Below are 19,265 nucleotides of genomic sequence, written 5' to 3' on the forward strand. Positions count from 1 at the left end.
CGGACCGCACGGTCCGGGGCGTCCGCACGTCCGGGACGGTTCCGGGACCGGAGCGCGGCCGGAGCGGGGCCGGGCGCAGTTCCGGCGCGGGTCCGGGCGCCCTGAGCTCCTTCGGCGCCCGGGCCCGCCGGTCAGCGCCGCGGGGCGGGCGCGCGGTCCCGGGGCGGGGCGTCGGCGGCGCCCGACCGGCGCCGGACCGCCTCCACGGCCACGGCCGCGGTCACGGCGAGCAGCAGCACGAGCAGGACCCAGCGGGCCACCACCAGCACGGAGGCCGTGGTTACGGCGGAACCGTCCCCGGGGTCCGCGAGAGCGGCGTCGATCGCAGCGTTGCCCGCCAGCGAGACGGCCGCGAAGCCGAGCACCACGGCCGAGCGCAGCCATCGCCGCGCGCGGGAGGCCGTGTTGACCGCCACGAACAGCAGCCACGCCAGTCCCACGAACAACGGGGCCAGCAGCCCGGACGAGCGGTGCACCGCCTCGTACTGGGCGCGCCCCTCCTCGCCGAGCGCCGCGGCGAGGCGCTCGGCGTGCTCCTGGCCGAACCCGCCCGGCATCCACTCGGGCAGGGCGAGCCCGCCGGCCGCCGCGGCGCCGAACCGGGGGAGGACCCAGACGTACACGTACAGCCACAGGAGCGCCGCGACGGACATGGCCACGCCCACCACGAGAGCCGAGCTCGACCGCGTGGGCTCCGGCCGGAGTTCACCGGGTGCCGCCTGGTGCAGGCGCGTTCCCCGCGGCGGTCCCGCGGGTGCCGCGGCGCCGCCGTGCTTGCGTGCCTTCTGTGCGCGTGTCAGTCCCATGCCCCCATTATCCCGTCGTGCGCCCACCGCCCAACGCCGGGACCGAGGGGTAGGCTGGGGCCACCCGCACCGGTCCTGACGGACCGCACGGGGGGCGGCCCGGCCGAGGACGACCGGGCGCTCGACGAGGACGACACGGAGGTGCCGGTCATGGAACTGTCCATCGGACTCCCGGACGGCCTGCTCATGCGGCTGACCGAGGGCAACGTGCTGACGCTGTTCGAGAAGGACCACGAGACGGTGCGCCGCACGGTGGACTGCTCCGTCCTCGGCGGCGCCCCCATCGCGGACATGGTGTGGTCGCACAAGCTCTCGGCCGTGATCGTGGCGGTGCCCTCCCTGCACCGGCTCTTCCGCTGGGACCCGTACACCGACGTGCTGTACGAGTTCGCGGGCACGGGCGAGTCCGGACGGCGGGACGGCAAGGCGGCGCAGGCGAAGTTCGCCGCCACCGTGTCCATCACCGAGGACGGCGGCGGCACCCTCTGGCTCATCGACCGGGACTCCTCGTCCCTGCGCTGCATCGAGATCGACACCGACAAGCCCGACGGCGGCCCGCAGGTCTGCACCGTCGTGGGCCGGGCGGGCGACGGCTTCACCGACGGCCCCACGGACGTGGCGCAGCTGGACCACCCCGAGGACCTGCAGATCCTCTACGACGGCTCCGTCGTGATCGCCGACACCGGCAACGACGCCATCCGGCACCTCGACCCGGCCAGCCGGGAGCTCGACACCGTCTACGGCGGAGGGGCCGAGAACTCCGTCGAGTTCGACGACGACATCCGGCTGCACCGGCCGGTCCGGGTCACGGTCGCCGACTCGGAGCTGTGGGTCGAGGACGACAACGGCCGGCACCGGCTCGAACTGCACTTCGTCTGAGGACCGTCCCCCGCCCGGCCCGGCTGTCTCCGGGCCTCGGTAGACTGGGCCCACGATGGACTACCTCTTCGACAACCCGCTCCTGCCCTCCGCGTCCGTGGCCCGCCCCGGCACCGCCGCCCCGCCGCGGCGCGGCACCGCCTCCGCCGACGCCCTCGTGGAGGGGCTCAATGAACCGCAGCGGGCCGCCGTCGAGCACTCCGGCTCACCGCTGCTGATCGTCGCCGGCGCCGGCTCCGGCAAGACCCGCGTGCTGACCCACCGGATCGCGCACCTGCTGGCCACCGGACGGGCCCACCAGGGCGAGATCCTCGCGATCACGTTCACGAACAAGGCCGCCGCCGAGATGCGCGAGCGCGTGGTGGAGCTCGTGGGGGACTCGGCGAGGTCGATGACGATCTCCACCTTCCACTCCTTCTGCGTGCGCGTGCTGCGGCGGGAGGCCGCGAGCGTGGGCCTGAAGTCGACCTTCTCCATCTACGACTCCGCGGACTCCCTCCGGCTGATCACGCTCGTGGCCAAGCAGCACGACCTCGACCCCAAGCGCTTCGCGCCGAAGAGCATCCAGCACCGGATCTCCGCGCTGAAGAACGAGCTCGTCGACGACGAGACACACCTGTCCCGGGCCTCCGAGAGCGACCCCTTCGAGAGCGCCGTGGCCCAGGTCTACCGCGGCTACACCGAGCGGCTGCGCGCGGCCAACGCCATGGACTTCGACGACCTCATCAGCCAGACCGTGCACATGCTCCGGGCGTTCCCGCAGGTGGCCGAGTACTACCGGCGGCGCTACCGGCACGTGCTCATCGACGAGTACCAGGACACCAACCACGCGCAGTACGCGCTCGTCCGGGAGCTCGTCGGGACCGGCGCGGACACCGGGCCGGGGGCGAACCCCGTGCCGCCCGCCGAGCTGACCGTCGTGGGCGACTCGGACCAGTCGATCTACGCGTTCCGCGGGGCCGACATCCGCAACATCGTCGACTTCGAGCAGGACTACCCCCAGGCCCGCACGATCCTGCTGGAGCAGAACTACCGGTCCACCCAGAACATCCTCACCGCGGCCAACGCGGTGATCGCCAAGAACAAGGGGCGCCGGGACAAGCGGCTGTGGACGGCCTCGGGCAGCGGCGAGAAGATCACCGGCTACGCCGCCGAGAACGAGCACGAGGAGGCCCGCTTCATCGCCGAGGAGATCGACCGCCTCCAGGACGAGGACGGCTACCGCCCCGGTGACGTGGCCGTGTTCTACCGCACCAACGCGCAGTCCCGCTCCCTCGAGGAGATCCTCATGCGCGTCGGGCTGCCGTACAAGGTGGTGGGCGGCACCCGCTTCTACGAGCGCAAGGAGATCAAGGACGCCCTGTCCTACCTGCGCGCGATCGTGAACCCGGACGACGACATCAACGTCCGCCGGATCGTGAACGAGCCCAAGCGGGGCATCGGCGACCGCGCGGAGGGCGCCGCCGCGGCGCTCGCCGAGCGCGAGCGGATCTCCTTCATGGCCGCCCTGCGCCGTGCCGACGAGGCACCCGGGATGGCGACCCGTTCGCTCAACGCGGTCAAGGGGTTCGTCCAGCTCATGGACGACCTCGCCTCGGTCGCCGAGGGCTCGGGGGCCGCCTCCGTCCTCGAGGCCGTCCTGGAGCAGTCCGGCTACCTCGCGGCCCTGCGCCAGTCGCAGGACCCCCAGGACGAGTCCCGGGTCGAGAACCTCGCGGAGCTCGTGGCCGTGGTCCGGGAGTTCGAGCGGGACCGCCCCGAGGCAGGGCTGCCCGAGTTCCTCGAGCACGTCTCCCTCGTGGCCGACGCCGACCAGATCCCCAACCGGCCCGCCGCCGGGACCGAGGGCGGGCCGAGCGCCGAGCAGATCGCGGCGGAGGTCGCCGAGGCCCGTGCCCAGGGCGTGGTCACCCTCATGACGCTGCACACCGCGAAGGGCCTCGAGTTCCCCGTGGTCTTCCTGACCGGGATGGAGCACGGGCTGTTCCCGCACCAGCGCTCCCTCACGGACGAGAAGGAGATGGAGGAGGAGCGGCGCCTCGCCTACGTGGGTCTCACCCGGGCCCGCGAGCGCCTCTACCTCACCCGGTCCGAGTTCCGCTCCATGTGGGGGCAGTCCCAGTACAACCCGGCCAGTCCGTTCCTGGACGAGATCCCGGCCGAGCTGCTCGACTGGAAGCGCGAGGGCTCCTCCGCCCCGGCCTCGTGGGGCTCCGCGCTGCACGGCGGCGGCTCCGGGCAGCGGGACCCGATGCGGGGCTCGTACTGGGGCGCGGCGGCGGCGTCGAACGCGGCCTTCGAGCGGATGGCCCCGTCCCGGGCCACCACGGCGGGCCGGGTCCAGCCCAACAAGGAGATCCCGAGCCTGTCCGTCGGCGACACCGTCGACCACAAGGCGTTCGGGAAGGGCACGGTGGTGTCCCTCGAGGGTGCCGGCGACAAGACCGTGGCGAAGGTGCGGTTCGGGGCCGACGAGAAGCGTCTCCTGCTGCGCTACGCACCGCTGACGAAGGTGGGCTGAGCCCGGCGGGCCCGCGGCGGTCCCGTCCGGCGAGCCGCCGCCCGCCGCGGACGCGTGCGGCCGGCGGCCGTGCCGGGACGGAGGAGCCCCCGTGGTGGGGACGGCCCTGTCGACGGGCCGTCCCCACCACGGGGGCTCTGCGCGCGGCGCACCGCCGCGGTCCGGTGCCTAGGAGGTGGGCGCTTTGACCTGGTAGATCGCGCCGGTCGAGACGTCCTCCTCGAGCGCCTCGAGGGTCCGGCCGCGGGTCTCCGGGACCTGCGTGTAGACGAAGATCAGCGCCAGCACGCCGACCCCGGCGAAGAGGAAGAACGTCCCGGTGATCCCGACCGCGTCGACCAGGGAGGGGAAGTAGAGCGAGAGGACGCCGTTGGCGACCCACAGCATGAACACGGACACGCCGATCCCGAAGCCGCGCATGTGCAGCGGGAAGACCTCCGAGAGGTACACCCACACCGCGACGTTGAGGAAGGTCTGCATGGAGCCGACGAAGGCGACGACCAGGGCCAGGATCACCCAGGGGCGCAGCGGGTTGTCCGCGCCCATCGTCATCGCGGCGATCCCGATCAGCAGGTGGCAGGTGGTCGTGAGGCTCAGGCCGATCATGAAGGTCTTCCGCCGGTCGAGCCGGTCCATCATGTACAGCGCGATGAAGCCGCCGACCACGGCGATGACACCGGGGGCGATGTTGGCGATCAGGGCCGCGCTCGCGCTGAAGCCGGACTCGATGAGCACGATCTGCCCGTAGTACATGATCGAGTTGATGCCGGTGAGCTGCTGGGCGATGCCCAGGCCGATGCCGACGAGCATGATCCGGATCAGGTGCTTGTTGGTCAGGATCGTGCCCAGGCCGATCCGGTTCTCCGCCCGCTCCTCCTCGGCGACGTGCTCGACCTCGCCGAGCTCGGCGACCGCCCGGTCCTCGGAGCGCACGGTCTTGAGCACCTCGAGGGCCTCGGCGTGCCGGCCCTTCTCGACGAGCCAGCGCGGGGACTCGGGCATCCGGAGCATCCCGATGAACAGCGCCACGGCCGGCAGCGCGGAGATCGCGAACATGATCCGCCAGACGCCGGTGACATCGCTGAAGACGTTGCCGATGATCGCGTTGATCACGAACGCGGAGAGCTGGCCGATCACGATGGCCACCTCGTTGCGGCCGGCGATCGAGCCGCGGATCTCGTACGGGGCCAGTTCCGAGAGGAAGACGGGCACAACGGCCGAGGCGCCGCCGACGGCCAGGCCCAGACAGATGCGCCCGGCCACCAGGATCTCGTAGGACGGGGTGAAGACGACGATCATCGTGCCGACGAAGAACAGCACGGCCAGCAGGAGGATCGTCTTGCGCCGGCCCCAGGCGTCCGAGATCCGGCCTCCGGAGAGGGCGCCGACGGCGGCGGCGAAGACGAGCGAGCTGGTGACCACGCCCTCCGTGAGCGGGGTGAGGCCGAGCTCGGCCGACATCGGGCGCAGGGCGCCGTTGATCACGCCGGTGTCGTAGCCGAACAGCAGGCCGCCGAAGCAGGCGACGATGGAGATCAGGCCCAGGCGCTTGCGGTGCGGCCCGGAGGTGAGCGGAGGCAGCGTGGCGGCTGCTTCGCGCGGTGACGATGTGGCCATCGGAGGTTCCTTTGTTCGTGCGCAGCCGTGGCGCTCTTCATGATGCGGATCGGTCAGTGCGACGGATCACCGGGAGCGTGACGCAGGTCTCACTGATGCTGATGTCACTATGTTAGGACATATGGGTGGGTCAGGGAACCCTGTCGGACGGATTTTTGTGACGGCCGCAACATCCGTCGTCGTCGCGCCCGGAATCGGGTCCTGGACTGGGTCCTGGGCCGGGCCCTGGACCGGACCCGGACCCGGGGGCGACGCCCGGAGCGGAGCCCTGTCCGGGGACGACGGAGGCGAACACGGCCCGGTGCGGGGAGGGCACGGGTCGGCCGGCGGGTGCCCTCAGACGAACAGCAGCACCGCCACGGCCGCGGGGGCCGTCCAGCGCAACGACCTGCCGGTGAGATTGTGCACCGCGCCCAGCAGGGTGCAGCAGACCACGGCCGTGGCGACGGAGGCCCAGCCGCCGAGAAGCAGTCCGGGCAGGGCGAGCAGGAGTCCGAGGACGAGCCCGCCCACCGGCGCGGCCTGTGCCCAGCGCAGAGGCCGGCGCAGCTCCACGGCCCGCTGCACGCACGTCAGGACCAGCGCCAGGAGCAGGGACCGGCCCACGTGGTAGGCCGCGAAGCCCACCATGCCCAGCCACGCGCCTCCGCCGTAGTCGGCGTAGAGGTCCAGGTAGAGCTGGATCGGCTGGACGCGCCACTCGCCCACGAGGAAGACGGGCAGGATCACCCCGAGCAGGACCGCCAGCACGAACAGGAACAGGGCGGTGGTGGTCCGCCGGTGATCGACCGCGGGGGAGGGAGAAGGGGTCGAGGGTGGGGGAACACCGGGGTCCAGCGCCCGGTGGCGCAGCCACGCCACGAGACCTCGCTGGATCCCGACCCATGCCGCGCCCAGGCAGAGCCAGGCGAAGACCTGCCAGCCCAGCGGATAGACGTCGGGGATCTCGCCGGTGAGGGTGAGCACCGTGCCGTCGACCACGGCCTCGAGCCCGAGGGCCACGAACGCGAAGGTCGCGATCGAGACGAGGAAGCCGGGGTCGGCGGGGGCGAACGCCCGGTTCTCGGGGGGATCGACAGAGCTCATGGGGTCAGTCAATCAAGAAACGCCGGGCCGCACGCGCGCGTCCCCGGTTGTGGCCGCCGATTCGGCATGCACTACAGTCTCGTACAGGGAGTGCACCGGAAAGTCCCGCGCCCGGAACGGCTCCGCGGAACGGTCCGGGCGCATCCGCCGGGCCTCGGCCGGGAGGATGCGGGCGCTCCGTTCACCATCCGGTCGGAGGACGACCCGCGTACTGCCCGGGTCGCCGCCGCCCACGACTTCGACGAAGAAGGGCATATACCCGTGGACCTGTTCGAATACCAGGCACGCGACCTGTTCGAGAAGCACGGCGTCCCCGTGCTCCAGGGCATCGTCGCGACCACCCCCGAAGAAGCAAGGGCCGCCGCCGAGAAGATCGGCGGAGTCACCGTCGTGAAGGCCCAGGTCAAGGTCGGAGGCCGCGGCAAGGCCGGTGGCGTCAAGGTCGCCAAGAACGCCGACGAGGCCTACGAGTACGCCCAGCAGATCCTCGGGATGGACATCAAGGGCCACACCGTCCACCGGGTCATGATCGCCCAGGGCGCGGACATCGCCGAGGAGTACTACTTCTCGATCCTGCTGGACCGCGCCAACCGCTCGTACCTGGCCATGTGCTCCGTCGAGGGCGGCGTGGAGATCGAGCAGCTCGCCGTCGAGCGTCCCGAGGCCCTCGCCCGGGTCGAGGTCGTCCCGACCGAGGGCATCACCGAGGCCAAGGCCCAGGAGATCGTCCGCGAGGCCCGGTTCGACGAGGAGACCGCCGCGAAGGTGGCCCCCGTCCTCGTGAAGCTGTGGGACGTCTTCAAGAAGGAGGACGCCACGCTCGTCGAGGTCAACCCGCTCGTGAAGACCGGCGACGGGCAGGTCATCGCCCTCGACGGCAAGGTCACCCTGGACGAGAACGCCGAGTTCCGCCAGTCCGAGCACGCCTCGCTCGCGGACAAGTCCAGCGCCGACCCCCTCGAGGAGAAGGCCAAGGAGCACGACCTCAACTACGTCAAGCTCGACGGCGAGGTCGGCATCATCGGCAACGGCGCGGGCCTGGTCATGTCCACCCTGGACGTCGTCGCCTACGCCGGGGAGAAGCACGGCAACGTCAAGCCGGCCAACTTCCTGGACATCGGCGGCGGGGCCTCGGCCGAGATCATGGCCGCCGGCCTGGACGTGATCCTCAACGACCCGCAGGTGAAGTCCGTGTTCGTCAACGTCTTCGGCGGCATCACCGCGTGCGACGCCGTGGCCAACGGCATCGTGAAGGCGCTCGAGATCCTCGGCGACGAGGAGGACAAGCCGCTGGTGGTCCGCCTGGACGGCAACAACGTCGAGGAGGGCCGGCGCATCCTCGCCGGCGCCAACCACCCGCTGGTCACCCTCGCCGAGACCATGGACGAGGGTGCGGACAAGGCTGCCGAGCTCGCCCACGCCGCCAACTGATCCGCCGACACGGACGAACACTTCTAAGGAACGAACAGCAATGGCTATCTTTTTGAACAAGGACTCCAAGGTCATCGTTCAGGGCATCACCGGCGGCGAGGGCACCAAGCACACCGGGCGCATGCTCGCGGCGGGGACCCAGGTCATGGGCGGCGTGAACGCCCGCAAGGCCGGCACCACCGTGTCCCACCAGGACAAGGACGGCAACAGCGTCGAGCTGCCGGTCTTCGGCACGGTCGCCGAGGCCGTCGAGAAGACCGGTGCGGACGTGTCGATCGTCTTCGTCCCGCCGGCCTTCACGAAGGACGCCGTGATCGAGGCCATCGACGCCGAGGTCCCGCTGGTGGTCGTCATCACCGAGGGCATCCCGGTGCAGGACTCCGCCGAGTTCTGGGCCTACGCCAAGTCTAGGACCGGTGCGGACGGCCAGCAGACCACCCGCATCATCGGCCCGAACTGCCCCGGCATCATCACCCCCGGCGAGTCGCTGGTCGGCATCACCCCGGCCAACATCACCGGCAAGGGCAGGATCGGGCTGGTCTCCAAGTCCGGGACCCTGACCTACCAGATGATGTACGAGCTGCGGGACATCGGGTTCACCACGGCCATCGGCATCGGCGGCGACCCGGTCATCGGGACCACCCACATCGACGCCCTCGAGGCGTTCGAGGCGGACCCCGAGACCGAGGCCATCGTGATGATCGGCGAGATCGGCGGCGACGCCGAGGAGCGCGCCGCGGACTTCATCAAGGCCAACGTGTCCAAGCCCGTGGTCGGCTACGTCGCCGGCTTCACCGCTCCCGAGGGCAAGACCATGGGCCACGCCGGCGCCATCGTCTCCGGCTCCTCGGGCACCGCGCAGGCCAAGAAGGAGGCCCTCGAGGCCGCGGGCGTGAAGGTCGGCAAGACGCCGTCCGAGACCGCCCAGCTCATGCGGGAGATCTTCGAGGGCAAGTGACGCCCCGGGCCCCGGCCCGCTGATCCTGCACGCACCAGGCCCCGTCCACGCACCGTCGTGGGCGGGGCCTGGTGCGTGTCCGGGGCCACGCCGGCGCGCCGCGTGACCGGGCGCCGGCCGGCGCCGGCCACGCCACGACGTGAATAAGACGGTATGTCTTTACAAACTGACCTGATGTCGTATCCTGGTTGTGATCCGGAACACTGATCGACCCGGCCTCCGGCACCCGCCCGGAGCACCGGCCCGGCACCAGAAAGCAGGTCACCATGGCGCAGCAGAACGCGACCCCCCGGACCGTCGACACGGCGGCCCAGCAGAAGAACCCCGTGCTGATCGGCACCGCCCCGGACTCGTGGGGCGTGTGGTTCCCCGACGACCCCCAGCAGACGCCCTGGGAGCGCTTCCTCGACGAGGTGGCCGAGGCCGGCTACTCGTGGATCGAGCTGGGCCCCTACGGCTACCTGCCCACCGACCCCGCCCGGCTCGCCGACGAGCTGGCCCAGCGCGACCTCAAGGTCTCCGCCGGCACGGTCTTCACCGCCTTCCACCGGGGCGCCGCCCAGTGGGACGAGGCCTGGGAGCCCGCCCGCAGGGTCGCCGAGCTGACCGCCGCCATGGGCGGCGAGCACATCGTGGTGATCCCGGCCATGTGGCGCGACGACGTCACGGGCGAGGCCCTCGAGAACGAGCACCTGAGCACCGAGCAGTGGAACGCCCTGTGCACGGGCCACGACCGGCTCGGCAAGGTGCTGCGGGAGGAGTACGGCCTGCAGCAGCAGTTCCACTCCCACGCCGACTCCCACGTGTGCGGCCAGCCCGACATCGAGACCTTCCTCCAGCGCACCGACCCCGAGCTGGTCACCCTGTGCCTGGACACCGGCCACGCCGAGTACGGGGGAGCGTCCTCCGTGGACCTGATCCGCAAGTACCCCGAGCGGATCGGCTACCTGCACCTCAAGCAGATCGACCCGGTGGTCCTCGAGCGCGTGCGCCGGGAGAACCTGACCTGGGCCGCGGCCAACCTGGCCGGTGTCATGGTCGAGCCGCCCGCCGGCCTGCCCGACCTCGCGGAGGTCATCGCGGAGGTGGAGAAGCTGGAGCGGCCGATCTTCGGCATCGTCGAGCAGGACATGTACCCCGTCCCCTCCTTCGACGTCCCGCTGCCCATCGCGACCCGTACGCGCTCCTACCTGCTGGGCTGCGGCTCCCGCACCCGCGTCCGCTGACCCGTCCGCGCACCACAGACCTGGAGAACCGTCCATGAAGATCGCCCTCGATCCCACACCGTTCCACTCGACCCACTCCCTGCTCGAGTTCCCGCGGCTCGCCGCGGACCTGGGCTACGAGTACCTGCAGCTGACGCCGCACGCGGACTTCCTGCCCTTCTTCAACCACCCCAAGGCCGACGACCGGCTCGTCGCGGACCTGCGGACGGCCTGCCGCGACGCCGGGGTGCAGATCGCCTCCGTGCTCCCGGTGCTGCGCTGGTCCGCGCCGGACCCGGACGCCCGGGAGGCGGCCGTGCGCTACTGGAAGCGGGCCGTCAGGATGACCGTGGACCTCGGGGTGCAGCAGATGAACACCGAGTTCCAGGGCCGGCCCGAGCGGGCCGAGGAGTCCGAGCGGGCCTTCTACCGGTCCATGGAGGAGCTGCTGCCCCTCGTCGAGGCCGAGGGCGTGCACATCGCGATCGACCCGCACCCCGACGACTTCGTGGAGCAGGGCCTGGCCGCCTGGCGCGTGATCCGGGGCGTGAACTCCCCGAGCCTCGGCTTCGCCTACGTGGCCCCGCACACCTTCCACATGGAGGACGCCCCGCTGGAGATCATGGCCGCCGTGGGGGACCGGCTGCGCGTGGTCCACGTAGCCGACTCCATGGACCACCACCGCTCGCACGGGCTGCGCTACATCACCAACCCGCCGGGCAGCAGCGCCCGGGTGCACCAGCACCTGAAGATCGGCGACGGGGACGTCGACTGGGACGAGTTCTTCGGCGGGCTCGCGGCCAACGGCTTCCTCGACCGCGAGGACTCCGTGATGGTCTCCTCGGTCTTCGCCGAGAACGAGAACGCGATGGAGGTCTCCCGCTACCAGCTGGAGCAGATGACCGAGCGGGCCGCCGCGGCCCGCTCCCAGCAGCAGAACGCGCAGAAGGCGGAGGCCCACGCATGAGCTACGACGTCGTGACCCTGGGGCGCATCAGCGTCGACATCTACCCCGACGACATCGGCGTCGGCCTGGAGGACGTGACCACGTTCCGCAAGTACCTGGGCGGTTCGCCGTCGAACGTCGCGGTCGCCGCGGCCCGCCACGGCGAGTCCGCCGCGGTGATCACCCGCACCGGCGACGACCCGTTCGGCGCCTACCTGCACCGGGAGCTCACCCGCTACGGCGTGGACGACCGGTTCGTGAGCCCCGTGCCGGGGCTGCAGACCCCCGCCACGTTCTGCGCGATCCGCCCGCCGGAGGACTTCCCGCTGTACTTCTACGGCCGGTTCCCCACGGCCCCGGACCTGCAGATCCGGCCCGAGGAGATCGACGCCGAGGTCGTGCGCGACACGCGCATCCTGTGGTCCACCGTGACCGGCCTGTGCCAGGAGCCCTCCCGCTCCGCCCACTTCGCCGCCCACGAGGCCCGGCCCCGCGAGCAGCTGCGGAACGACCAGCACACGATCCTGGACCTCGACTACCGGCCCATGTTCTGGGAGTCCGAGGAGGACGCCCGCGCGCAGGTGCACGAGCTGCTCCAGCACGTCACCATCGCCATCGGCAACGACAAGGAGTGCGCGGTGGCCGTGGGGGTGGGCACCCCGGACGAGCAGGCCGACCGGCTGCTGGAGGCCGGCGTGCGGATCGCCGTGGTCAAGCTCGGCCCCGAAGGGGTCATGGCCAAGACCCGCGACGAACGCGTGGTCTCGGCTCCCGTCCCCGTGGAGACCGTCAACGGCCTCGGCGCCGGGGACTCCTTCGGCGGGGCCTTCTGCCACGGCATCAACCAGGGCTGGAGCCTCGAGCAGGTCCTGGACTACGCCAACGCCTCCGGCGCGATCGTGGCGTCGAGGATCTCCTGCTCCGATGCCATGCCCACCCCCGACGAGGTCTTCCGGCTGCTGCTCGAGCGCGGCCGCGCCGTTCCCGAAGGAGCCACCCGATGACCACCACGTCCACCCTCGAGCTCGACACGGCCGATCCGCGCCGCTACGAGCACCTGAGCCGGACCCGGCTCGAGGACCCGCGCGCCGTCCAGCGCGCCGCCGACACCCGCCGGCGCCACCCGGGCCTCGTCCACGGCAAGCAGAACTTCGTGGTCGCCGCGGACCACGCGGCCCGCGGCGCCCTGAAGGTCCGCGACGAGCACGACGCCATGGCCGACCGCCGCAGCCTGCTCGACCGGCTGCAGATCGCCCTGGCGAACCCCCGGGTCGACGGCGTGCTGGCGTCCCCGGACGTGCTCGACGACCTGCTGCTGCTGGGCGCCCTCGACGGCAAGCTCGTCTTCGGCTCCATGAACCGCGGGGGGCTGCCGGGCCTGGTCAACGAGATCGACGACCGCTTCACTGGCCACACCGCGGCGGCGCTGGACCGGGTCGGTGCCGATGGCGGCAAGATGCTGACCCGCATCTGCTTCGAGTCCCCGGACACCACCTCCGTGCTGGAGAGCACGGCGCGCGCGGTGGACTCCCTGGCGGCGCTCGGGCTGATCGCGATGGTCGAGCCCTTCATCTCCCGGATCACCGACCGGGGCATCGTCAACGACCTCTCCGCCGACGCGGTGATCCAGTCCGTGGCCATCGCCCAGGGCCTGGGCGGGAGCTCCGCGCACACGTGGATGAAGCTGCCCGTCGTCGAGGACATGGAGCGCGTCATGGCGGCCACCACCCTGCCCACGGTCCTGCTCGGCGGCGACCCCAGCGGCCGGCCCGACGAGGTCTTCGCGACCTGGGAGGCCGCCCTGGCCCTGCCCGGTGTGCAGGGCCTGACCGTGGGCCGCACCCTGCTGTACCCCGAGGACGGCGACGTCGCCGGCGCCGTGGCCACCGCCGCGTCCCTGCTCAAGGGGCACCCCGTCGAGGAAGGAGCCGCCCGATGAGCACCCGCACCCTCTCCGTGTCCCAGGCGCTCGTGGAGTTCCTGGCCAACCAGTGGACCGTCGACCGGATCGGCGGCGAGGAGTACCGGCAGCGCACGATCCCCGGGATGTTCGGCATCTTCGGCCACGGCAACGTGGCCGGGGTGGGACAGGCCCTGAAGCAGTACCAGGCCGAGGACCCCACGGTCATGCCCTACTACCAGGGCCGCAACGAGCAGGCCCAGGTGCACCAGGCCGTCGGCTACGCCCGGCACACCCGGCGCCGGGCGACCTTCGCGGTGTCCACCTCGATCGGGCCCGGAGCCACGAACATGGTCACCGGCGCCGCCCTGGCCACCACGAACCGGCTGCCCGCGCTGCTGTTCCCCTCGGACCAGTTCGCCTCCCGGCGGCCGGACCCGGTGCTCCAGCAGCTCGAGCGCCCCGACGCCAACGACATCACCGTCAACGACGTCTTCCGGCCGGTCAGCCGCTACTTCGACCGCGTGTGGCGGCCCGAGCAGCTGTTCTCCGCGCTGCTCAACGGGATGCGGGTGCTCACGGACCCCGCCGAGACCGGCGCCGTGACCATCGCGCTGCCGCAGGACGTGCAGGCCGAGGCCCTCGAGGTGCCGGAGGAGTTCCTCGCGCCCCGCGAGTGGCGGATCCGCCGGCCCGCCCCGGAGGAGGAGGACGTCCGGGCGGCCGTCGCGGCGATCCGCGCGGCCGAGCGGCCGGTGGTCATCGCCGGCGGCGGGGTCCACTACGCCTTCGCGACCGAGGCGCTGCGCGAGTTCGCCGAGGCCACGGGCATCCCCGTCGCCTACACCCAGGCCGGCGTGGGCGTCCTGGACTGGGACCACCCGCAGTGCCTCGGCGCCGTCGGCTCCACCGGCTCCACGGCCTCCAACGCCGTGGTGGCCGAGGCCGACCTCGTGATCGGCATCGGCACCCGGTACGAGGACTTCACCACGGCCTCCCGCACCGCGTTCCAGCACCCGGACGTGCGCTTCGTCAACGTCAACGTGGCCGCGTTCGACGCGTACAAGCAGGGCACGGCCGTGCCGGTCGTCGCCGACGCCCGCAAGACCCTCGTGGAGCTGACGAAGGCGCTCGGCGGGTACCGGGTGGGCGCGGACCTCGCGGCGACCGTCGAGGCCGAGAAGCAGCGCTGGGACGCCACCGTGGACGCCGCCTTCGGCGAGCGGCACCTGCCGCTGCCCAGCCAGAACGAGATCATCGGGGCCGTCAACGAGGCCATGGACGAGCGCGACGTCGTCGTGTGCGCCGCGGGCTCGCTGCCCGGCGACCTGCACAAGATGTGGCGGGTCAAGGACCCGTACGGCTACCACGTCGAGTACGCGTTCTCGTGCATGGGCTACGAGATCGCCGGCGGGCTCGGGGTCAAGCGGGCCGCAGTGGCCGAGGCGGACCGGGCCGGAGCGCCCCGGGACGCGCGGGACGTCGTCGTCATGGTCGGGGACGGCTCCTACCTGATGATGCACACCGAGCTCGTCACGGCCGTGGCCGAGGGGCTCAAGCTCGTGGTGGTGCTGATCCAGAACCACGGCTACGCCTCGATCGGCGCCCTCTCGGAGCAGCTGGGCTCCCAGCGCTTCGGCACCAAGTACCGCTACCTCGACGGGGAGCGGCACAGCTTCGACGACGGCTCGACCCTGCCCATCGACCTCGCCACCAACGCCGAGTCCCTCGGGGTGCGGGTGCTGCGGGTCGAGCCCGGCGAGGGCGTGATCGACCGGCTGCAGGCGGCCGTCGCGGAGGCCAAGGCCGTGCCGGAGGGCTCCGGCCCCGTGCTCGTGCACGTGGAGTCGGACCCCCTGATCGACGCGCCCAGCTCCGAGTCCTGGTGGGACGTGCCCGTGACGGGCACCGCCACCCTCGCATCCACCCACGAGGCCCACGAGGTCTACCAGCAGCACAAGTCCCGGCAGCGTCCGCTGCTCGGGGAGTCCAGGAGGAACGCATGAGCCAGCAGACCCAGCAGCAGACCCAGCACGTCGAGCACTTCATCGACGGCAAGCGCACCCCCGGCACCGGGGACCGCACGCAGGAGATCTACAACCCCGCCACCGGGCAGGTGTCCGGCATCCTGCACCTGGCCACCGACGAGGACCTGCAGACCACGGTGGCCGCGGCACGCAGGGCCGCCGACTCGTGGGGCGACGTCTCCCTGGCCAAGCGCACCGCCGTGCTCTTCAAGTTCCGCGAGCTCGTGGCCGCCCACACCGACGACCTCGCCGCCCTGATCACCGCGGAGCACGGCAAGGTGCTCTCCGACGCCAAGGGCGAGGTGGGCCGCGGCCTCGAGGTCGTGGAGTTCGCCTGCGGCATCGCCGAACAGCTCAAGGGGGAGTTCTCCGACCAGTTCTCCACCGGCATCGACGTCTACTCCTTCCGCCAGCCCCTCGGCGTGGTCGCGGGCATCACCCCGTTCAACTTCCCCGTCATGGTGCCGCTGTGGATGGCCCCGGTGGCGATCGCCACCGGCAACGCGTTCATCCTCAAGCCCTCCGAGCGGGACCCCTCCCCGTCCCTGCTGATCGCCGAGCTGTGGCAGCGGGCCGGCCTGCCCGACGGCGTCTTCCAGGTCCTGCACGGCGACAAGCAGGCCGTGGACGGGCTGCTGACCCACCCGGACGTCGACGGCATCTCGTTCGTGGGCTCCACCCCGATCGCCCAGTACGTGCACGAGACCGCCACGAAGCACGGCAAGCGGGTCCAGGCCCTCGGCGGGGCCAAGAACCACGCCATCGTGCTGCCGGACGCGGACATGGACTCCGCGGCCGACAACCTCACCGCGGCCGCCTTCGGCTCCGCCGGGGAGCGCTGCATGGCCGTGTCCGTGGCCGTGGCCGTGGGCGAGGCCGCGGACCTCCTCGTGGACAAGCTGGCGGAGCGCGCGAAGGACATCACCGTGGGCAACGGCATGGACGCCTCCTCCGACATGGGCCCGGTCATCACCCCCGCCTCCCGGGACCGCGTGCGCCGGATCGTCACCGCCGCCGAGGAGGCCGGTGCGGCCGTCGTCGTGGACGGGCGCGACCTGATCGTGGCCGACCACGAGAACGGCTTCTTCGTGGGCCCGACCGTCCTCGACAAGGTCCGGCAGGACATGGAGGCCTACGAGGAGGAGATCTTCGGGCCCGTGCTCGTCGTGCTGCGCGTGGACAGCCTCGACGAGGGCATCGAGGTCATCAACGCCAACCCGTACGGCAACGGCACCGCGATCTTCACGTCCTCCGGCGCCTATGCCCGGCAGTTCAAGCGGCGCGTGACCGTGGGCATGATCGGCGTCAACGTCCCGATCCCCGTGCCCGTGGCCTGGCACTCCTTCGGCGGCTGGAAGGCCTCCCTGTTCGGCGACCACCACATCTACGGGCCCGACGGCGTGCGCTTCTACACCCGCGGCAAGGCCGTCACCGAGCGGTGGCCCGAGCCGCACCACGCGTCCGGGGCGTCCTTCGCGTTCCCGTCCTCGGGCGACCACTGAGCCGACCGCACCCGAGCCCGTCCCCGCCGGTCCCGCGACCGGCGGGGACGGGCCCCCAGACCACCCCGCCCTGCGAGGGGCACAGAGAGGACACAGACCATGAACACTCCGTTGCGCGTAGCCGTCGTCGGAGCGGGCCGCATGGGCGCCGACCACATCGACCGGATCCACCACCGCACCACGGGCGCCGAGGTGGCGGCCGTCGTCGACATCGACCGGCCCCGGGCGGAGGCCGCCGTCGCCCACATCGACGGCGCCCTCGCCTGCACGAGCTTCCAGGAGGTCCTGGACCGTGGTGACATCGACGCCGCCCTGATCGCCACCCCGGGGTTCCTGCACGAGGACGTCCTGCTCGCCGTGATCGAGCACGGCCTGCCCACCCTGTGCGAGAAGCCGCTGACCCCGGACGCCGCCTCGGCGTGGCGCGTGGTGCAGGCCGAGGCCGCCGCGGGCCGGAAGCTCATCCAGGTGGGCTTCATGCGCCGCTTCGACGCCGGCTACCGGTCCCTGCGCCGGCTCATCGAGGAGCAGACCTACGGTGAGCTGCTGACCCTGCACCACCAGCACCGCAACCCGACCACCCCCGCGGGCTTCACCAACGAGATGATCATCAACGACTCCGTGGTGCACGAGTTCGACGCGGTGCGCTACTTCACCGGGGAGGAGATCACCTCCGTCCAGGTCCGGATCGGACGCTCCACCCGCAACGCCCCCAACGGTCAGCGCGACCCGCAGCTCGTGCTGATGGAGACGGAGTCCGGGGTGCTCGCCCAGGTGGAGGCGTACGTCAACGCCCAGTTCGGCTACCAGGTGGCCACCCAGGCCTCCTTCGAGACCGGTGTCGTGGGCATCGGCGGGGACACCGAGCCCTACGTCCGCACGGCCGGCACGTGGGGCGGCAGCATCACCCCCGGCTTCGAGGAGCGCTTCCGGGACGCCTACGACATCGAGCTCCAGGACTGGGCCGACGCGGCCGCGCGCGGCGAGCTGGGCGGGCCCTCCGCCTGGGACGGCTACGCCACCGCGGCGTGCTGCGAGGCCGGTGTCCGGGCCCAGGCCAGCGGCGAGATCGTCCCCGTGCAGCTCGAGGAGAAGCCGGAGCTCTACCGGTGAGCCCGCTCCAGCGGTGATCTCCCACCGCTGGGCCCCCGCCCCGGGCCGGTCCCGGAGCCGCCGCGGCGGCTCCGGGACCGGCTTCTCGCTCTCCTGCGCGGACCCTCAGCCGCTCCGGGGCGCCGCGCACGAGCTGCGCAGCACCAGGCGGGGCGTCAGCAGCGCGGTCCGCACCGGGGCCGCCGCCGTCGTCGTCGCCCGCTGCACGAGGCGCTCGGCGGCGGCGGCCCCGACCTCGGCGTTGCGCCCGTCGACGGTCGTGAGCCGCAGCAGGTGGGTGGCCGCCACGGGGGAGTCGTCGTAGCCGATGACGGACAGGTCCTCCGGCACCCGCAGCCCGCTCTCGCGGGCCGCCGCCAGCGCCCCCATCGCCATGGTGTCGTTGGCCGCGAAGACCGCGGTCGTGGCCGGCGCCTCGGCCAGCAGCCGCAGCGCGGCCCGATAGCCGTCCTCCTCCGTGGTGCCGCCCGCGCCGCGCACCACCGGTGCGCGCAGGCCCCGCTCCCGGAGCGCGTCCCGGAAGCCCCGGGCCCGTAGCTCCGCCGCCCCGCCGTCACCGGTGAGGTGGCCGAGCCGCCGGTGGCCGAGCTCCAGGAGGTGCTCCGTGGCCAGCCGGCCGCCGAGACGGTCGTCGTCCGCCACGACGTCCGCGCCGGGGATCACGCCACGCCGGCTGCCCGCGACCACCACGGGCAGTCCCTCCGGCACGCGCATGGCGGGCGTCGGTTCCGTGGCGATGACCAGGCCGTCGACGCGCATGGCCAGGAAACCGTCCAGCGGGCCGGTCTCCACGTGCGCGTTCAGCGTGTGGTCGGAGACCGCGATGCGGAAGCCGTGCGGGGCCAGCCCGTCCTGCAGCCCCTGCAGGAGGGAGACGAACCAGAGGTTCCGGAAGTCGTCGAGGACCACGCCGATGGTGCGCGTGGCGGCTCCGGCCAGCGCCGCGGCCACCTGGCTGGGGCGGTAGCCCAACTGCTCCACCGCCTCCAGGACGGCGGTCCGCCGGGCCTCGGACACGCTGGGGGAGCCGCGCAGGACGAGGGAGACGAGCGACTTGGAGACGCCCGCGGCCCGGGCGACGTCGTAGATGGTGGGCGGGCGGGGCGGACGCGAGTTCACCACAGCATTCTCTCCCATCTTGTCCTGACAAACCTCTTGACCGGGTCCCGAGGAGATCCTACGCTCGTTGGAGCGCTCCAAAATGTGGCCCGGCACACAATGTCCGGCTCCACGGTGCCGCTCTTTCCCGTCCCACCCCGCGCGTTCTCCCCGCA

Annotated in this window: 15 protein-coding genes; 11 read left to right on the forward strand and 4 right to left on the reverse strand. The window is 72.0% G+C overall.

The genetic code is table 11. The annotated features are described in order from the left end of the window. Positions 1-131 precede the first annotated feature (131 nt). On the reverse strand, positions 132-659 hold the full coding sequence (locus tag AVL61_RS10615; RefSeq protein WP_231738381.1) for a hypothetical protein: 528 nt from the start codon (positions 657-659) through the stop codon (positions 132-134). 297 nt (positions 660-956) lie between these two features. Between AVL61_RS10615 and AVL61_RS10620 the strand changes: the two genes are divergently transcribed. After that, a complete protein-coding gene (locus AVL61_RS10620; protein ID WP_231738382.1) occupies positions 957-1,685 on the forward strand; it encodes an NHL repeat-containing protein in 729 nt (242 codons plus the stop codon). A gap of 55 nt (positions 1,686-1,740) precedes the next feature. Beyond that, entirely contained in the window at positions 1,741-4,206 is a 2,466-nt protein-coding gene (gene pcrA, locus AVL61_RS10625) for a DNA helicase PcrA (protein WP_058874303.1), read from the forward strand. A 168-nt stretch (positions 4,207-4,374) separates the two neighbouring features. Here pcrA and AVL61_RS10630 read toward each other — a convergent pair whose 3' ends face one another. Together AVL61_RS10630 and AVL61_RS10635 are read right to left on the reverse strand one after the other, a co-directional pair. Continuing rightward, entirely contained in the window at positions 4,375-5,823 is a 1,449-nt protein-coding gene (locus AVL61_RS10630) for a sugar porter family MFS transporter (protein ID WP_058874304.1), read from the reverse strand. Positions 5,824-6,159: 336 nt separating this feature from the next. After that, positions 6,160-6,909 carry a hypothetical protein gene (locus tag AVL61_RS10635; RefSeq protein WP_058874305.1) on the reverse strand — a complete coding sequence of 250 codons (750 nt, stop codon included), beginning with the start codon at positions 6,907-6,909 and terminating at the stop codon, positions 6,160-6,162. 261 nt (positions 6,910-7,170) lie between these two features. Here AVL61_RS10635 and sucC point away from each other — a divergent pair, with 261 nt between their 5' ends. The 9 genes from sucC (at position 7,171) to AVL61_RS10685 (ending at position 17,991) form a co-directional block, all read left to right on the forward strand. Continuing rightward, complete coding sequence (gene sucC / locus AVL61_RS10645) at positions 7,171-8,340, forward strand: ADP-forming succinate--CoA ligase subunit beta (RefSeq protein WP_058874307.1); 1,170 nt, start codon at positions 7,171-7,173, stop codon at positions 8,338-8,340. Between the two features lie 40 nt (positions 8,341-8,380). After that, a complete protein-coding gene (sucD, locus tag AVL61_RS10650; RefSeq protein ID WP_058874308.1) occupies positions 8,381-9,298 on the forward strand; it encodes a succinate--CoA ligase subunit alpha in 918 nt (305 codons plus the stop codon). 266 nt (positions 9,299-9,564) lie between these two features. After that, entirely contained in the window at positions 9,565-10,524 is a 960-nt protein-coding gene (locus AVL61_RS10655; RefSeq protein WP_058874309.1) for a sugar phosphate isomerase/epimerase family protein, read from the forward strand. Positions 10,525-10,558: 34 nt separating this feature from the next. After that, positions 10,559-11,470, forward strand: coding sequence for a sugar phosphate isomerase/epimerase family protein (locus AVL61_RS10660; RefSeq protein ID WP_058874310.1), 912 nt, complete (start codon positions 10,559-10,561; stop codon positions 11,468-11,470). Continuing rightward, complete coding sequence (gene iolC, locus AVL61_RS10665) at positions 11,467-12,453, forward strand: 5-dehydro-2-deoxygluconokinase (protein WP_058874311.1); 987 nt, start codon at positions 11,467-11,469, stop codon at positions 12,451-12,453. The genes AVL61_RS10660 and iolC overlap by 4 nt, the downstream gene beginning before the upstream one ends. Further along, complete coding sequence (locus AVL61_RS10670; RefSeq protein WP_058874312.1) at positions 12,450-13,388, forward strand: Cgl0159 family (beta/alpha)8-fold protein; 939 nt, start codon at positions 12,450-12,452, stop codon at positions 13,386-13,388. Before iolC ends, AVL61_RS10670 begins: the two co-directional genes overlap by 4 nt. Beyond that, entirely contained in the window at positions 13,385-15,355 is a 1,971-nt protein-coding gene (iolD, locus tag AVL61_RS10675) for a 3D-(3,5/4)-trihydroxycyclohexane-1,2-dione acylhydrolase (decyclizing) (protein WP_058874313.1), read from the forward strand. The genes AVL61_RS10670 and iolD overlap by 4 nt, the downstream gene beginning before the upstream one ends. Then, complete coding sequence (locus tag AVL61_RS10680) at positions 15,352-16,878, forward strand: CoA-acylating methylmalonate-semialdehyde dehydrogenase (protein ID WP_058874314.1); 1,527 nt, start codon at positions 15,352-15,354, stop codon at positions 16,876-16,878. Before iolD ends, AVL61_RS10680 begins: the two co-directional genes overlap by 4 nt. Positions 16,879-16,977: 99 nt before the next feature. Beyond that, complete coding sequence (locus AVL61_RS10685; RefSeq protein WP_058874315.1) at positions 16,978-17,991, forward strand: Gfo/Idh/MocA family protein; 1,014 nt, start codon at positions 16,978-16,980, stop codon at positions 17,989-17,991. A 105-nt stretch (positions 17,992-18,096) separates the two neighbouring features. Here the strand turns inward: AVL61_RS10685 and AVL61_RS10690 are convergent, their stop codons facing one another. Beyond that, the gene (locus tag AVL61_RS10690) at positions 18,097-19,128 is read right to left on the reverse strand and encodes a LacI family DNA-binding transcriptional regulator (protein WP_058874316.1); all 1,032 of its coding nucleotides are present in this window, start codon (positions 19,126-19,128) and stop codon (positions 18,097-18,099) included. Between the last annotated feature and the right edge of the window lie 137 nt (positions 19,129-19,265).

The organism is Kocuria rosea subsp. polaris (assembly GCF_001483755.1).
GTDB classification, from domain to species: Bacteria; Actinomycetota; Actinomycetes; order Actinomycetales; family Micrococcaceae; genus Kocuria; species Kocuria cellulosilytica.

Bases quoted from the DNA above. Each gene is read 5' to 3' on its own strand.
- iolC (WP_058874311.1), top strand. From the start codon at position 11,467: ATGAGCTACGACGTCGTGACCCTGGGGCGCATCAGCGTCGACATCTAC.
- sucD (WP_058874308.1), top strand. From the start codon at position 8,381: ATGGCTATCTTTTTGAACAAGGACTCCAAGGTCATCGTTCAGGGCATC.
- AVL61_RS10655 (WP_058874309.1), top strand. From the start codon at position 9,565: ATGGCGCAGCAGAACGCGACCCCCCGGACCGTCGACACGGCGGCCCAG.
- AVL61_RS10690 (WP_058874316.1), bottom strand. From the start codon at position 19,128: ATGGGAGAGAATGCTGTGGTGAACTCGCGTCCGCCCCGCCCGCCCACC.
- AVL61_RS10680 (WP_058874314.1), top strand. From the start codon at position 15,352: ATGAGCCAGCAGACCCAGCAGCAGACCCAGCACGTCGAGCACTTCATC.
- AVL61_RS10620 (WP_231738382.1), top strand. From the start codon at position 957: ATGGAACTGTCCATCGGACTCCCGGACGGCCTGCTCATGCGGCTGACC.
- iolD (WP_058874313.1), top strand. From the start codon at position 13,385: ATGAGCACCCGCACCCTCTCCGTGTCCCAGGCGCTCGTGGAGTTCCTG.
- AVL61_RS10660 (WP_058874310.1), top strand. From the start codon at position 10,559: ATGAAGATCGCCCTCGATCCCACACCGTTCCACTCGACCCACTCCCTG.
- AVL61_RS10635 (WP_058874305.1), bottom strand. From the start codon at position 6,909: ATGAGCTCTGTCGATCCCCCCGAGAACCGGGCGTTCGCCCCCGCCGAC.
- AVL61_RS10685 (WP_058874315.1), top strand. From the start codon at position 16,978: ATGAACACTCCGTTGCGCGTAGCCGTCGTCGGAGCGGGCCGCATGGGC.
- AVL61_RS10670 (WP_058874312.1), top strand. From the start codon at position 12,450: ATGACCACCACGTCCACCCTCGAGCTCGACACGGCCGATCCGCGCCGC.
- AVL61_RS10630 (WP_058874304.1), bottom strand. From the start codon at position 5,823: ATGGCCACATCGTCACCGCGCGAAGCAGCCGCCACGCTGCCTCCGCTC.
- pcrA (WP_058874303.1), top strand. From the start codon at position 1,741: ATGGACTACCTCTTCGACAACCCGCTCCTGCCCTCCGCGTCCGTGGCC.